12 protein-coding genes, 1 tRNA gene and 1 pseudogene are annotated in these 14,026 nt (G+C 61.7%); 6 read left to right on the top strand and 8 right to left on the bottom strand.

Annotated features, from left to right (window positions below; genetic code table 11):
- Window positions 1–48: 48 nt before the first annotated feature.
- Both FJ949_RS07485 and FJ949_RS07480 read right to left on the bottom strand, forming a co-directional pair.
- A complete protein-coding gene (locus FJ949_RS07485; protein ID WP_140494634.1) occupies window positions 49–699 on the bottom strand; it encodes a TetR/AcrR family transcriptional regulator in 651 nt (216 codons plus the stop codon).
- A 69-nt stretch (window positions 700–768) separates the two neighbouring features.
- Complete coding sequence (locus FJ949_RS07480) at window positions 769–1,053, bottom strand: acylphosphatase (RefSeq protein ID WP_140494632.1); 285 nt, start codon at window positions 1,051–1,053, stop codon at window positions 769–771.
- Between the two features lie 166 nt (window positions 1,054–1,219).
- On the opposite strand from FJ949_RS07480, the gene FJ949_RS07475 reads away from it, so the two are divergent.
- Window positions 1,220–2,224 (top strand): bifunctional helix-turn-helix transcriptional regulator/GNAT family N-acetyltransferase, encoded by a 1,005-nt coding sequence (locus FJ949_RS07475; protein WP_140494629.1) that lies wholly within the window; start codon window positions 1,220–1,222, stop codon window positions 2,222–2,224.
- Window positions 2,225–2,260: 36 nt separating this feature from the next.
- Here FJ949_RS07475 and FJ949_RS07470 read toward each other — a convergent pair whose 3' ends face one another.
- The 4 genes and pseudogenes from FJ949_RS07470 to FJ949_RS07455 all read right to left on the bottom strand — a co-directional run bounded on the left by FJ949_RS07470 (window position 2,261) and on the right by FJ949_RS07455 (window position 5,365).
- Window positions 2,261–3,373 carry a pyridoxal phosphate-dependent aminotransferase gene (locus FJ949_RS07470; RefSeq protein ID WP_140494627.1) on the bottom strand — a complete coding sequence of 371 codons (1,113 nt, stop codon included), beginning with the start codon at window positions 3,371–3,373 and terminating at the stop codon, window positions 2,261–2,263.
- A 213-nt stretch (window positions 3,374–3,586) separates the two neighbouring features.
- Entirely contained in the window at window positions 3,587–4,735 is a 1,149-nt protein-coding gene (locus FJ949_RS07465; protein ID WP_140494626.1) for a porin, read from the bottom strand.
- Between the two features lie 123 nt (window positions 4,736–4,858).
- Window positions 4,859–5,100: pseudogene (locus FJ949_RS07460) on the bottom strand (GIY-YIG nuclease family protein).
- A gap of 174 nt (window positions 5,101–5,274) precedes the next feature.
- Window positions 5,275–5,365 (bottom strand) — tRNA-Ser (locus FJ949_RS07455).
- 470 nt (window positions 5,366–5,835) lie between these two features.
- Between FJ949_RS07455 and FJ949_RS07450 the strand changes: the two genes are divergently transcribed.
- Together FJ949_RS07450 and FJ949_RS07445 are read left to right on the top strand one after the other, a co-directional pair.
- Entirely contained in the window at window positions 5,836–6,978 is a 1,143-nt protein-coding gene (locus tag FJ949_RS07450) for a porin (protein WP_140494624.1), read from the top strand.
- 241 nt (window positions 6,979–7,219) lie between these two features.
- A complete protein-coding gene (locus FJ949_RS07445; protein ID WP_140494623.1) occupies window positions 7,220–8,287 on the top strand; it encodes a site-specific integrase in 1,068 nt (355 codons plus the stop codon).
- 134 nt (window positions 8,288–8,421) lie between these two features.
- Here FJ949_RS07445 and FJ949_RS07440 read toward each other — a convergent pair whose 3' ends face one another.
- On the bottom strand, window positions 8,422–9,318 hold the full coding sequence (locus tag FJ949_RS07440) for an alpha/beta hydrolase (protein WP_140494621.1): 897 nt from the start codon (window positions 9,316–9,318) through the stop codon (window positions 8,422–8,424).
- 175 nt (window positions 9,319–9,493) lie between these two features.
- Complete coding sequence (locus tag FJ949_RS07435; RefSeq protein WP_140494619.1) at window positions 9,494–11,539, bottom strand: lytic transglycosylase domain-containing protein; 2,046 nt, start codon at window positions 11,537–11,539, stop codon at window positions 9,494–9,496.
- 301 nt (window positions 11,540–11,840) lie between these two features.
- Here FJ949_RS07435 and dapA point away from each other — a divergent pair, with 301 nt between their 5' ends.
- The 3 genes from dapA (at window position 11,841) to FJ949_RS07420 (ending at window position 14,021) form a co-directional block, all read left to right on the top strand.
- Window positions 11,841–12,722 carry a 4-hydroxy-tetrahydrodipicolinate synthase gene (gene dapA / locus FJ949_RS07430; protein ID WP_140494617.1) on the top strand — a complete coding sequence of 294 codons (882 nt, stop codon included), beginning with the start codon at window positions 11,841–11,843 and terminating at the stop codon, window positions 12,720–12,722.
- 25 nt (window positions 12,723–12,747) lie between these two features.
- Window positions 12,748–13,227 carry an SsrA-binding protein SmpB gene (gene smpB / locus FJ949_RS07425; protein ID WP_140494616.1) on the top strand — a complete coding sequence of 160 codons (480 nt, stop codon included), beginning with the start codon at window positions 12,748–12,750 and terminating at the stop codon, window positions 13,225–13,227.
- Between the two features lie 83 nt (window positions 13,228–13,310).
- Window positions 13,311–14,021 (top strand): GH25 family lysozyme, encoded by a 711-nt coding sequence (locus tag FJ949_RS07420; protein ID WP_140494614.1) that lies wholly within the window; start codon window positions 13,311–13,313, stop codon window positions 14,019–14,021.
- Window positions 14,022–14,026: the final 5 nt, after the last annotated feature.

The following is a 14,026-nucleotide window of genomic DNA, read 5'->3' as shown; positions in this document are numbered from 1 at the left end:
TGACCCCCGAAAATCGACTTGGATTTTCGGAAAAGATCATGCGCGAAACTAAAATCCCACGGCGTCGTTTGCGCGTCCAAACGGACGTGCGGCGCTGTACGTGTCGATCCTCGCGCCGACGAGCCGCATCGTCATCGAAAGATATGTCGCCGTGACTTCTGCGATCGACAGCCGCTCGCCCGGCCGGAACCAGACGATGACGCCGGTCATCATCTGGATCATCGCCATGGCGGTGAGGCGGGTGTCTTCGATGCTGAAGACGCCTGTCTCGGCGCCGTCACGCAGAATGGCGCGGAGTTCCTTCTCGTAGGCCGTGCGCATCCGCAGTATCTGCGTCAGCCTTTCGGGCGACAGGCTGCGCAGCTCCATGTTCGAAACATGCGTCGCATGGCGGCGGGCGATGTGGAAGGCGATGTGGTTCTCGACATAGGCCGAAAGCCGGCTTGCCGGATCGGCATCGGCGGGCCGTGCGGCGTTCCAGGCTGCGATCAGCTCCTCCATATGCTCGCGCATCAGCGTGAACAGCAAATCCTCCTTGGTCGGGAAATAGCGATAAAGCGCAGCTGCCTGCACGCCTACTTCGGATGCCAGTTGGCGCATCGACATCGCCTCATAGCCGAGCCGCGCGATCAGGTTGACTGCCGCCTCGCGGGCTGCCGCCTCGGTCTTCCCGCCATCGGATCCGGTCGTGCGCGCCAAATGAGCCTCCCTTGTTGCGAATTAATAAAACGAACGTTCAATTAATTCAAGAGGTATGCCGAAGCCGCATCAGGCATCGATCCGGAAGCCGGTAACAGGATTGCTGGATACCGCATCCTCGACGTCAACCCCGGAAACGGACGCTCCCGGCGGTCCTTTCCAAAGCCGGCCGATCATGGTCGAGACGGCTTCGCCTGTGCCGGCAATCTCAGCGGTCACCGAGCCATCCGCTTCATTGCGCACCCAGCCCGCAAGCCCAAGGCTGGCGGCCTGGCTTCGGACCCAGATCCTGTAGCCGACGCCTTGCACCTTGCCGTGGGCCCGCACACGCACTGCCTTGCGATCGTCAGCCATTGCGTCTCTCCCGAGGCTCGTCTGCTGGAATCTGGCGCAGGCGACGGGGAATGCAACAGGCCGGTCGAACGAGGATGGAGGGGGCCCGAGTCGAACTCGAATTTAATTGACTCAGTCCACTAAATTTCTAACACTGTGGCTATCATCACCCAAGGGCTGAACGCAGATGCTGGACCAACGCAGTGCTTTGGTGGCCGATATCAGGCACTTCAACCGTTTCTACACCCGCACTGTCGGCCTTCTCGACGAGACCTTGACGCAGAGCCCGTTCACGCTCACCGAGGCGCGCGTCCTGTTCGAGCTTGGTCATCGGGATCGCCCGGCGGCGGCGGAAATCGCCGGCGAGCGAGGCTTCCTTTCGGAGACATTCGACATCGATGTCGGCCCGGCCGCCTCCGACATCGCCAGGCAACTGCGTCTCGACGCGGCCTATCTGACGCGGATCCTGCGAAAATTCGCCGGCGAAGGCCTGACCGAGACCCGGACCGATCCGGTCGACCGGCGAAGGCGTATCCTGTCGCTGACGGCAAGGGGGCGGGCCGCCCTTGCCGGTCTGCAGGCCGCGGCGGACCGCGACACTTCCCGGCTTATCGAGAACCTGCCCGACCACCGCTTGGCCGAACTCGGCGACGCCTTGCGCAAGGCAGCGGAGCTGCTGGGCGATCCGGCGGCTGAAGGCCAGACGGCGCCCCCCGTCGTGACGTTGCGTCCGCATCGCGTCGGCGACATTGGCTGGGTGGTGCAGCGTCAGGCCCAGCTCTACGCCGAGGAATATGGCTGGAGCATCGAGTTCGAAGCCTTGGTTGCCGAAATCGGAGCCGACTTCATCCGCAATTTCAAGCCAGGGCGCGATTTCTGCTGGATCGCCGAACGCGCCGGCCTCCCGCTTGGCGCGGTGTTTCTGGTTCACCAGGACGACGAGGTCGCGAAACTGCGGCTGCTGCATGTCGAGGCTGCGGCGCGCGGGTTGGGCATCGGCAAGCGCCTGGTTGCGGAATGCGTGAACCAGGCGCGCGCCTGCGGCTACATCAAGCTCGTTCTGTGGACGAATGACATTCTGGTCGCCGCCCGCGCGATTTATGAGCGCGCCGGGTTCAGACTGGTTTCACAGGAGCGCCATCACAGTTTCGGCAAGGAACTCACCGGCCAGAACTGGGAACTCGATCTCTAACGGGCCGGCAAGTGTCGCCGCTATGGCAACGCTCGTTTAGTTTCCACGGGCGGCGGCCAGTGCGCCGGGCAGTTCCTCGGCAAAAATGTCAAGCTCGTGGTCCAGTCCGACGCTGACGCGGATGCAACGATCGAGCCCCGGCGCCATCGGCTTGCGGATGAAGACGTCGCGCGACAACAGGCCTTGCAGGATCTTCAGCGCGAAAGCGCCGTCGCGGCAGCAATCGATGGTGACGAAATTGGTCGCCGACGGCAGCGGCGTCAGCCCGTTCTGTTCGGCTATCTGCGCGATGCGCCGGCGCCCTGCCGCCACCCGCGCCACCACTGAATCCAGATAATCCTGGTCGGCGAGCGCCTCGACGCCCGCCACCTGCGCCATGCGGCTGACGCCGTAGTGGTTGCGGATCTTCTCGAAATCGCTGATCACCTGGGCCTCGGCGACCGCATAGCCGCAGCGTATGCCGGCAAGCCCGTAAGCTTTCGAAAAGGTGCGCATGCGGATGACGTTTGGCCGCGAGACGTCGATGGGCGGCAGTGCGGAGGCCGGCCCCAATTCTCCATAGGCTTCATCGAGCACGAGCATGGTGGTTTCCGGCAGCGCTTCGATGAAGCGCGTCAGCTCGGCCGCTTCCCACCAGCTCCCCATGGGGTTGTCCGGATTGGACAGATAGACCAGCGGCGCTTTCTCTCTGGCGGCCGCAGCCAGCAGCCCTTCCAAATCCTCGTGGTCGTTCGCATAGGGCACGGTGACAAGCCGTCCGCCGACACCGGCAATGTGGAAGTTGAAGGTGGGATAGGCGCCGAGCGAGGTGACCACCGCATCGCCAGGCGCCACATACATGCGCGCCACCAGGCCAAGCAGGCCATCGATGCCTTCGCCGACCACGACGTTCTCGACCTTCAGATTATGATGCGCTGCCGCGGCCACTTTCAGGTCGTGATTGTCGGGATCGCAATACATCCACATGTCGCGCGCGATCTCGGCCATCCGGGCGATGACGCGCGGCGACGGCCCGAAGCTGCTCTCATTGGCGCCGATGCGGGCGCGGAATGCACGCCCGCGGTCGCGCTCCTGCGCTTCGGGGCCGACAAACGGCACGGTCGACGGAAGCGCTGCAACGAGCGGCATAAGGTGAGGGCGCAGACGCATGGCAAAAGCTCGCGTGAGGGAAGGGGCTTCTTGCTAGCGCGGTCAGTAGGCGGGTGCAAGTTGCGCGCGATGAGCAATCGTTGCCGCCCGCCTGATCCAAACACCTGATGCATCCCAGAGCAATCATCGTCCGCTGCGGAATCGCGCAGTCGAAACCCCCAATGAAAAACCCGGCGGTTGCCCGCCGGGTTTCGATATTCGAAGCGATAGCTGTTAGAACGAGCGCTGGAAGCGGAGCATACCGCCGACGCTGTTCTTCTTATCGGCAGGCGTAAACGATGGGTTGATGAAGCCAGCATCGTCAAACCGGCCGGCATGGAGGTAGTCGACTTCGGCCGTGACGGTGAAGCCGGGAACGACGTCATAAGCAACGTTCGCCGCAACGCCGACGTTCTTCCAGTCGTCAGCAGACACCTGAAGGTTGAACGAGGTCTTCTCGTTGAACTTGTAGGTGCCGCCGCCCCAGACTGCCCAGTTGCCGCCCCACGCCTTGTAGAAGCCGCGACCATGGGCTTCGACAAAATTGCCGGCATCGTCGTTGAGGTTGTCATCGGTGCCGTAGCCGCCCATGATGAACAGCGACAGTGCGTCGCTGACATTGACGTCCAGGCGAACCTTGCCGGCAACTTCCTCGTAATTGCTGTCATAAGCGACGACGCCGGTGATGGCGCCCCAGCCCTGCGTATACTTCACGCCGCCGACGACATGCGGAACATAGCTGTCGATCGTGTCGGTACCGGTGCCTTCTTCGAGCGAAACCACGGCCGAGAAGCCGTTGCCGGCATCGAAGTAGTACTGGACGACGTTGGTGTCGAAATCGCCGTAAGGAACCAGCGTATCCTGGATGACGTTGCCGGCGTAGCCGACGAACGTATCGAAGGCCGATTCGTCCTTACCAACCCGGAGACCACCGAGCTGGATCCAGGCGAAGTTCAGCGAGACGTCCCGGTTGTGGGCGGCGTTGATCGGCTCGTCGAAGGCATTGTCGTCGCCGAAGTTGAAGCGGGTCTCGGTGTAGGTCTTCAACGTGCCGAGTTCGGTTTCCTGGCCGGTCCAGGTCTTCAGCGTGAAGCGCGTGTTCTTGTAGTAGGTGTTGTGGTCGTCGCCATCCTGGTGATCGGCAGCCTTCGCACCGTCGAACGAGCCGGTGTCGCCCACGCCGATGTCGTAACGGACATAGCCGCCGACGCGCAGGCAGGTCTCGGTGCCGGGGATGTAGAAGTAGCCAGCGCCGTAGACGTCGCAAATCTTGACGTATTCAGCGGGCTCCGGCTCGGCGACGACGACGGCGTCGGCGGCGCGCGCACCGGAAACTGCGATCAGGGCCGCAGCGGAGCCGAGAAGAAGGCTCTTGATGTTCATTTTCTGACCTCCAGTCAGAATCGAACGAAACAACCGTTTTGGTGGTGCGTGTTTTTGCAGCAAACGATTGGTATTGCTGCGTTTTCCCGGGAATCCCTGGATTTTTCACAAAGGAAGGGGCATTCACCACAGACGTTTGCTGGCGAAGGCGTGCCCGGAACCGGATTTGAGATAACGCTCAAATGAAGTCGCCTTGGCTTGATTCGAGAACGCCACATAGGTGACGATCTGCCATGGCAGGAACTTGGATGTATGACTGGATTTTCCGTCATTGTGCTCGGCAAGCCGTCGCTTCAGGTCGGACGTAATGCGGACATAAGCTCACCGTCGGCAGTCTTACTTTCCAGCAGGTATACATACCACACGACCGGCCCTCCTTCGCCGAGGCTTCGGAGGGCATCCTGCTTCGCGCTGAGGGTATTGCCAATCCTGCTTTTGCAAGCTTGCGGCCCTCCTTCGCCGAGGCTTCGGAGGGCATCCTGCTTCGCGCTGAGGTCTGGTCTGGGCTTGTCCTGCGAAGCTCGAAGAGCGAAGCAGGATGGCGGAGAGGATGGGATTCGAACCCACGAGAAGCTTTTGACCTCTACTCCCTTAGCAGGGGAGCGCCTTCGACCACTCGGCCACCTCTCCGTTGCGCCGCTGGATAAAGAAAAGCGCCGGCACAATCAACAAGCCCCAGCCAATATCTCGGAAAAAGAAGCCATTATACGGAAAAATAAGAACGCACCGGCCTGCGGCCTTCCGCGATGCGGCGGTTCTGCGGCGATTCCCTGGCTGGTGGCTCAAGGCCTCGCCATGATTCCGTCAGCCGATCGCCGGATTCGCCCGTAAACAAGGGGCTGGGGCGGGCCGAAGGTTAATGAGAGCTTTCTGAGTGAGGCCAAATCGTGTCATTTGTGCAACAACGATGGGGGATAGCAGCCGCACAGCCCTTTCGCCGGTACGATCGTGGTTGAACCCCGTCTGCTCATGGGTAATGTCGATTTCGAAGGAGCGGCGCGGTGCGCATCTTTTTCGGTAGTGGGGATGGGGCAGGGAACGCTGTCCTTCAGCAAAGAATACCCAGACCCGTTTTTTAACTTTTGACTGGAGGTCAGAAAATGAACATCAAGAGCCTTCTTCTCGGCTCCGCTGCGGCCCTGATCGCAGTTTCCGGTGCGCGCGCCGCCGACGCCGTCGTCGTCGCCGAGCCGGAGCCCGCTGAATACGTCAAGATTTGCGACGTCTACGGCGCTGGCTACTTCTACATCCCCGGCACCGAGACCTGCCTGCGCATCGGCGGCTACATCCGTTATGACATCGGCGGCGGCGACGTCGGCACGTTCAACGGTTCGAAGACTGCGGACCACCAGGACGGCTCGGTAAATGATGCCTGGCACAAAAATGCCCGCTTCACGCTGAAGACCTGGACCGGCCAGGAAACCGAACTCGGCACGTTGAAGACCTACACCGAGACCCGCTTCAACTTCGGCAACGACAACGCAATCGAGCCGTTCAACACCGCCCATAACAAGGACGTCTCGCTGAACTTCGCCTGGATCCAGCTCGGTGGTCTCCGGGTTGGTAAGGACGAATCGGCCTTCGATACGTTCGTCGGCTACGCCGGCAACGTGATCCAGGATACGCTGGTTCCTTACGGCGATTTCGACACCAACGTCGTCCAGTACTACTTCGACGCGGGCAATGGCTTCTCGGCCGTGGTCTCGCTCGAAGAAGGCGCGGGCGTTGTCGGCACGATCGACAGCTACGTTCCGCATGTCGTCGGCGGTCTGAAGTGGACGCAGGGCTGGGGCGCCATCAGCGGTGTCGTCGCTTATGACAGCAACTACGAAGAAGTTGCCGGCAAGGTTCGCTTGGACGTCAACGTCAACGACGCACTGTCGCTGTGGGTCATGGGCGGTTACGGCACCGATGACAACCTCAACGACGACGCCGGCAATTTTGTCGACGCCCATGGTCGCGGTTTCTACAAGCAGTGGGGCGGCAACTGGGCTGTCTGGGGCGGCGGTACCTACAAGTTCAACGAGAAGACCTCGTTCAACGCGCAGGTGTCGTATGACGATTGGAAGAACCTGGGCATCGCGGCGAACATCGCCTACGACGTCGTCCCGGGCTTCACGGTCACGGCCGAAGTCGACTACCTCAATGCAGGCAGGTTCGACGACGCCGACTTCTCCAACTGGACCGGCGCCGACAAGAAGAGCAGCATCGGCGGTATCCTCCGCTTCCAGCGCTCGTTCTAAGGGCTGGTTCCATACAGGTGAAATCCAGCCCGGGCGCATCAACGCCCGGGCTGTTTTTGTTTCGTGACTGGATCAAGGCAAACAGAAGGAACAGGGGGTAACGGTAGCTGAATAGAGTCCGTGGGATGGTTTCGTGGGATCCGCTGATGGCGGATGAAATCACAACTGCGTGATTCAAATCTCTTGAAAGGACGCTCCCAAGCGGATAGGGCTGAATCTATCCCACTCGGGGGTGTGGCAAATGATGACGACCGAAGCGATTCAAGAGGGCGAGCCCTCCGATCATTTTTCGATGTTTTCTTCTCAGAACTCAAAGTTTAACTACACCTACAATAGGATACGAGAAGTAAAATCGCATAGGGTTGGAGATCTTTTTTCAGCATATCGAGATATATTGTGGGATGATGGGCGACATAAATACAATGTCAGCTCGTTCATCGGCGAGATAGACGAGATTCTGCTCGGGGAGCGTTTCAGCGCCTTTGACCAGAGTACCCTGGACAACCTTATCGGCACCTTGCGCCAGCGCGGCAACAGCAACGCAACCATCAATCGGAAGATGGCTGCCCTCAGCAAACTGCTGCGCAAGGCCTACAAGATGGGAGATATCCACAGCCTGCCCGAGTTCCGCCGCCAGAAGGAGCGGTCGGGACGGATTCGTTTCCTTGAAAGGGACGAGGAGGCCAGGCTGTTTGCTGCCATCAGGAGCCGCAGCGAGGATGCCTACCGGCTTTCCGTCTTCCTGGTCGACACTGGCTGCCGCCTTGGCGAGGCGCTCGGGCTGATCTGGAACGACATCCAGGAGCATCGCGTCTCCTTCTGGATCACCAAGTCCGGCCGCAGCCGCACCATTCCGATGACCGAGCGTGTCAAGGAAGTGATCAAGCTGCCTCCCGGCGAAGGCCGTCGGCCGAAAGGCCCGTTCACCACATTCAGCCAGGCTCAATACCGCGCCATCTGGAACGATGCGAAGGCCGAAGTCGGTCTGGCCGCCGACGACCAGGTGGTGCCGCACATTCTGCGCCATACCTGCGCCTCGCGTCTTGTCCAGGGTGGCATCGACATCAGGCGCGTGCAGATGTGGCTCGGCCATCAGACCCTGTCGATGACGATGCGCTATGCGCATCTGGCCACCAATGACCTCGACGGCTGCGTTACCGTGCTGGAAGTACCCCGGTCTGGCGGCGCCGACAGCATGAAGGCAGCGCCCGAACCGTCCCCGCGCGCCGCAGCGCACGGTGCAGCAGACGAGCCAGCAGCCGTGAAGACCACGGCTAAGGCAATGAAGAAGGCCTCAAAGTCCCGATAAGTTCACGCTTTGAAGACGCTGTGGACAACCAATTCCGTGGATCTCCCGATCTGCGGGTTATTCGAGGCATGCTATTCCGGCTTCGGAACCTACCTTGGTCGCCCTGCTGTCGTTTGCCTCGCCGGCAACGGTTTTTAAAGGCGAGTCGGCAGCCGCTCGGCTCTGTCGAGGAAAGCGGCGATGTCGCCCGGCAAGGTTCCGGTTTCGAGAAAAGGGGCGTGACCCTGGCCTTCGACGGTGATCGTCTGCATTGCCGGATGGCGCTCCCGCATCTGCCGCTGTGTGCCCACCGACAGCAAACTCGAATTGGCGCCGCGTATGGCGAGCATGGGAAGGGCCGACAGGGCGTCGAATTGCGGCCACAGCGCCGGCAGCGGCTGCGTCAGGTCGAGATTTGCAACCGTGTCGACCAGCTTCGGGTCGAAATCCGGCAGCAGGCCCTGATCCGTTTCGCGGTAGAGCGCCAGCACCATGCGCTCCCAGTCCGCATCGGCGAGCGCTGAAAAATCCCGGCCGTGAACGCGGCGCTGGGCTGCCACTGCTTCGGCGAAGGTCTTCGGCTTCGGTTTGCGTTCGAGATACGACTGGATATGGGCAAGGCCGGCCGGCTCGATCACCGGTCCGATATCGTTCAGCACGATCGCTTTCAATATGGCCGGCCGCAGCGCACCCAGGACGTGAATGATCAGGCCGCCGCGCGAGGTGCCGACGAAGGCGGCTTCCTCGATTCCCAATGCCGCCAGTCCGGCAAGAATGTCGCCGGCTTCGACGCCGACATTGTAGCGGCTGACATCGGGATCATAATCGGACTGCCCGCGGCCGCGATAGTCAAAGGCGACGACCTTGCGTGGGCTTCCCGCTTTGCCGGCCAAATAGAGCGCGAGTTCGTGGAAGTCGCGTGCATTGCGGGTGAGCCCGGGCAGACAGACGACTGGCCAATGTCGCGAATTTGCGTCGCCATAGATCCGGGCATGGAGCTTCAGCCCATTGGGTCCCGCGTAGAAGAAATCGGAGAAACCTTCGCTCGCCATTGGAATGCTGCCCCTTGCTCTCGCCGGATGGTCCGTCTGCTACAGGCGAGGGAAGGGATGGTCAAATGGAGCAGTTACTTCTCCTCTTGCGGGCCGAAGGTGGCGAGGCCCTTCACTCAGCCAAGGCGAGTAGATCCGCGCGAGGCCAACTCCTCTCGCAAGGAAACGAAAGCCGTCAACTTCGCCCGTTCACAAGATCTCCCACAATGTCATACTTGCCGGAAATGCGCATTTTGTAGACCTCGTAGTTCTCCATCACGCGCTGTACGTAACTTCTTGTTTCCGTGTAAGGAATCCGTTCGATCCAGTCGACGACAGCGTCGATGTCCTTGCCGCGCGGATCGCCGTATTTCGCCACCCATTGGGCAGCGCGGCTGGGGCCGGCATTGTAGCCGGCGAAGGTCAGCACATAGGAGCCGTTGAAGCGGTCGAGCTGCTGGCCGAGGAAGGCTGAGCCCAGCGTCGCATTGTAGCCGGCATCGGTGGTCAGGCGTGCCTGAGAGAATTGCAGCCCGGCCTTCTTCGCCAGTTGCTTGGCGGTTGCCGGCATCAGCTGCAGCAGCCCGCGCGCGCCGGCGCTGGATATGGCGGCGATGTTGAATTCGCTTTCCTGGCGGGCGATGGCATAGGCCAGCGCCTTGCCCGAACCGGAAATATCGGCGCTATCGGGGATGACCCCCAAAGGATGCGACAGCGCGCCGACATCGATGCCACGCGCGCCGGCGATCTTGCCGATCTTGAGCGACATGAAGTGGTTGCCCTGCTTTTCCGCCAGCACGGCCAGGAGCGCCAGTTCGCCCGGGCTGGTCAACTGTCCTGCAAGGTCACGATAGAGCGTTTCGGCATAACGGTCGTAGCCCGCCTCCTGCAGCCGCTTGATGGCGGCGACGGCTTCGCGACCGGCAAAACTCTGGCGGTCGGCGGCACTCGGTGTGGGATAGACGATGTTCAGCGCCGGGCGACCAATGCGCTCGGCGGCGAGCTGGCCGTAGAATGTCGTGCCGTAGGCCGCCGCGCGCGCAAAATAATCCTTTGCGTTACCCGGGCCACCAACTTCGGCGGCGCGGCCGAGCCAGTAATAGGCGCGCGACAATGTCATCGGTCCCTGGGCAAGGTCGGCGATGCGCGCGAAATGGGTTGCCGCAAGCCTGGGATCGTTCAGGCCGCGCAGAGCGTACCAGCCGGCATGGAATTCGGCTTCGGCGGCGTTCGCGGTGCTTTCGGCCGCATGCATGGCGACGATCTTGTAGGCAGCCTTCATGTCACCCTTGTCGACCAGCTCGCGCGACAGTACCCGGCGCTCCACCCACCAGGCATCCGGGTCGACCAGCGCTTCGCGATCCGTCGGCGCCTTCATCACAATGGCGGCGGCGTCGGCAATATTGTCTTGCTTGCGCAGATATTCGGCTTGCGCGAAGAAATAGCCGGCCGAACGCTGTGAAGGCGGTACCGCCTTGAGCAGCTTGGGGGTGTTCTTGTCGCCCTTGTCGGCCGCCGCCCAGGCGGTGGCCAGTTGCTCCGCTTGCGCCGGGCCGGCGACGCGCTGCGCCGCGCCGACCCGGTCGGCGTAGAACATGCGCTCCATGCGGAATCGGTGATCGGCGGCCGGGATCAGCCCGCCGAACTCCTTGATCAGCGCTGTCTCGTCCTTGGCCTCCAGGATCGCGGTGCGCCAGAACGGCACCAGCACCGAACGCGCCGCCTCTGCCTTGCCCAGGGCCACATAGGCGCGGGCAAGAAGCATCACGCCTTCGAATGTCTGCGGCTGGCTGCCGTCGAACGCCTGCACAACGATGTCGGGGGCGGGGTTCTCGCGATAGAGTGCGCGTTCGCTGTTCTTGCGCAGCGCGGTTGTCCCCGGCCAGTTGGGCAACATCTTCGCTGCGGCCGCGATGTCGCCGCTCGGCACCTTGTCGCCACCATAAAGCGCGATTCCCCAGGCAAGGATGTGCTGGTCGAGCGAACGGGCGGGAAGGGCATCGCGTGCGGCGCGGGCACCGGGAATGTCGCCCGCCGCCAGTGCGTCCAGACCGCTCTTCAACTGCACGATGCTGGCAGAGGGGGCCGTATCGCGTGGACCCGCATCTTGCGAGCTTTGCATGCCGGGTATCGGAATGGCCGATGTCAACTGCACGTCGACGCTGCCGCCGATTGCCATCTCCGGCATCAGCGCGACGACCGCGCCCAGGAGCGCGAAAAGATGAGGCCGCCTAGTCGGCATCGTTCAGCCTTTACACATCACCAGCAGGCGCGGAAGCTTCGCGACCCGGACCAGACCGTAAACTTAGGTCATGAAGGGCCAGTTAACAAAAGGTTATCGAGGCCGTTCGCATTGCATTTGCTGGCAGCATGGCAATGCTTGCCGCGCAACCATGTCGAGACTATGGTGCGCCGCCTCGCTTTCGGTTAGAAGGCGCGACATTAAGACCAGAGACGAAAACACCCATGCATATCGCCCAGAAGTGGCTACCGGTTGGGATAACGATATGCGTGAACAAGAAGTCCCAAGGAGTTGGACGAACATGCTGAGAGGCTCGCTGACCGCGCTCGTGACACCGTTCGAAAAGAGCGGGCGTTTCGACGAGAAAGCCTTTCGCGCCTTTGTCGACTGGCAACTTGCGGAGGGCACGACAGGCCTTGTTCCCGTTGGCACCACCGGCGAGTCGCCGACGCTGTCGCATGACGAGCATCGTCAGGTGGTCAAGGTCTGCATCGAGGCGGCCAGGGGCCGCGCTCCGGTCGTCGCCGGCGCTGGCTCCAACAACACCGCGGAAGCGATCGGCCTGGTCCAATATGCCGAACAGGCAGGCGCCGATGCTGCACTTGTCGTCACTCCCTACTACAACAAGCCGACGCAGCGCGGGCTCTATGAACACTTCGCCGCCGTCGCCAGGGCAACCAAGCTGCCGATCATCATCTACAACATCCCGCCGCGGTCGGTCATCGACATGATGCCGGAGACGATGGGCCGGCTGGCGCACGACTTCAAGAATATCGTCGGCGTCAAGGACGCGACCGGCAAGGTCGAACGGGTTTCCGAGCAGCGTATGACCTGCGGCAAGGATTTCATCCAGCTTTCCGGCGAAGATGCATCCGCGCTCGGCTTCAACGCGCATGGCGGTGTCGGCTGTATCTCGGTGACGGCCAACGTCGCGCCGCGGCTTTGTGCCGAATTCCAGGAGGCGACGCTGTCCGGCGACAGCGCCAAGGCGCTGGAATTGCAGGATCGCTTGCTGCCGCTGCACAAGGCGATCTTTATCGAACCCGGCGTGTCCGGCGCCAAATATGCGCTTTCAAAGCTCGGCAAGGTTGAGAACGTGCTGCGTTCGCCGCTGGTCACGGTCGAACAGTCGACGGCCGAAAAGATCGACGCGGCGATGAAGCACGCCGGCTTGATAAATTAGGGATGAGGCGCCACCTCTCCGCATTATGAATCAAGTCAGAAAAGCCGATCCCAACAACAAGACCGTTGCGGAAAACCGCAAGGCGCGGTTTTCCTATGAGGTGCTCGACACGATCGAGGCCGGCCTGGTGCTGACCGGCACCGAGGTCAAGTCGCTGCGCCAGGGCCAGGCCAACATCCAGGACAGCTATGCCTCGGTCGAGGGCGGCGAGATTTGGCTGATCAACTCCTATCTACCGGAATATCTGCAGGCCAACCGCTTCAACCACGAGCCGCGCCGGCGCCGCAAACTGCTGCTCAACAAGCGCGAGATGGCCAGGCTGTCGCAGAGCGTCGACCGCGAAGGCATGACCCTGGTGCCGCTGAAGATCTATTTCAACGACCAGGGCCGGGCCAAGCTGCTGCTCGCCGTAGGTCGCGGCAAGAAGCTGCATGACAAGCGCGAGACGGAAAAGCAGCGCGACTGGTCGCGTGAGAAGGGCAGGCTCTTGAAAGAGCGCGGGTGACCGCCACCAGGCGGTAGCCAAGCGGATAAGTGTTTGGCTTTCAGGGTTCTAGCCAAGGAGCCAGAATACCGGAGGGGACAGTCTTGAAGAACCGGATCATCCTCTGGGGATCGGTCAGCCTGGTTTTTGCAATGCTCATGGTCGCTGGCGGCTTCTTCTATTTCCATGCGTTTTCTCCGGATCGCGGCAAATATCCTGTCAGGGGCATCGACGTTTCGCATCATCAGGGCCGGATCGACTGGCGACGCGTTGCCGCCGCCGATGTCGCCTTTGCGGTCATCAAGGCGACCGAGGGCGGCGATCATGTCGACGATGCCTTTGCCATCAATCTGCGCGAGGCTCGTGCTGCCGGGCTCGCTGTCGGCGCCTATCACTTTTTCACCTTCTGCCGGCCGGGCGCCGACCAGGCGAAGAATTTCATCGCCGTGGTGCCGCACGACCAGCCTTTGCTGCCGCCGGTTGTCGACATCGAGTTCGGCGGCAATTGCCCGCAGCGTCCTTCGCCCGAACAACTCGACACCGAACTCCAGGCCTTCCTCGGTCCCGTTGAAGCCGCCTTTGGCAAGAAAGCCATCATCTATCTGACCGACGATGCAGCAACGGCCTATGCAGGACAGATCGCCGCCCGTCCGCTCTGGCTTCGCTCACTGCTGCTCGAGCCGGGTCGCGACGATTGGGTCTACTGGCAGTACCACAACAGGGGCCGCGTCGAGGGCATCGTCGGTGACGTCGACCTGAACGTCCTGCAAGGCGGTCAGGAGAAACTGTCCGCATTGTTCGCGCCGGCGTTGTAAGCCAA

The organism is Mesorhizobium sp. B2-4-1, from assembly GCF_006442185.1.
Lineage (GTDB): Bacteria > Pseudomonadota > Alphaproteobacteria > Rhizobiales > Rhizobiaceae > Mesorhizobium.
This window is presented reverse-complemented; position numbering and strand designations above follow the sequence as displayed.

What these genes read in the sequence shown, in the direction of transcription:
- FJ949_RS07450 (WP_140494624.1), top strand. Translation starts at nt 5,836, where the DNA reads ATGAACATCAAGAGCCTTCTTCTCGGCTCCGCTGCGGCCCTGATCGCA.
- FJ949_RS07435 (WP_140494619.1), bottom strand. Translation starts at nt 11,539, where the DNA reads ATGCCGACTAGGCGGCCTCATCTTTTCGCGCTCCTGGGCGCGGTCGTC.
- FJ949_RS07465 (WP_140494626.1), bottom strand. Translation starts at nt 4,735, where the DNA reads ATGAACATCAAGAGCCTTCTTCTCGGCTCCGCTGCGGCCCTGATCGCA.
- FJ949_RS07475 (WP_140494629.1), top strand. Translation starts at nt 1,220, where the DNA reads ATGCTGGACCAACGCAGTGCTTTGGTGGCCGATATCAGGCACTTCAAC.
- smpB (WP_140494616.1), top strand. Translation starts at nt 12,748, where the DNA reads ATGAATCAAGTCAGAAAAGCCGATCCCAACAACAAGACCGTTGCGGAA.
- dapA (WP_140494617.1), top strand. Translation starts at nt 11,841, where the DNA reads ATGCTGAGAGGCTCGCTGACCGCGCTCGTGACACCGTTCGAAAAGAGC.
- FJ949_RS07470 (WP_140494627.1), bottom strand. Translation starts at nt 3,373, where the DNA reads ATGCGTCTGCGCCCTCACCTTATGCCGCTCGTTGCAGCGCTTCCGTCG.
- FJ949_RS07445 (WP_140494623.1), top strand. Translation starts at nt 7,220, where the DNA reads ATGATGACGACCGAAGCGATTCAAGAGGGCGAGCCCTCCGATCATTTT.
- FJ949_RS07440 (WP_140494621.1), bottom strand. Translation starts at nt 9,318, where the DNA reads ATGGCGAGCGAAGGTTTCTCCGATTTCTTCTACGCGGGACCCAATGGG.
- FJ949_RS07480 (WP_140494632.1), bottom strand. Translation starts at nt 1,053, where the DNA reads ATGGCTGACGATCGCAAGGCAGTGCGTGTGCGGGCCCACGGCAAGGTG.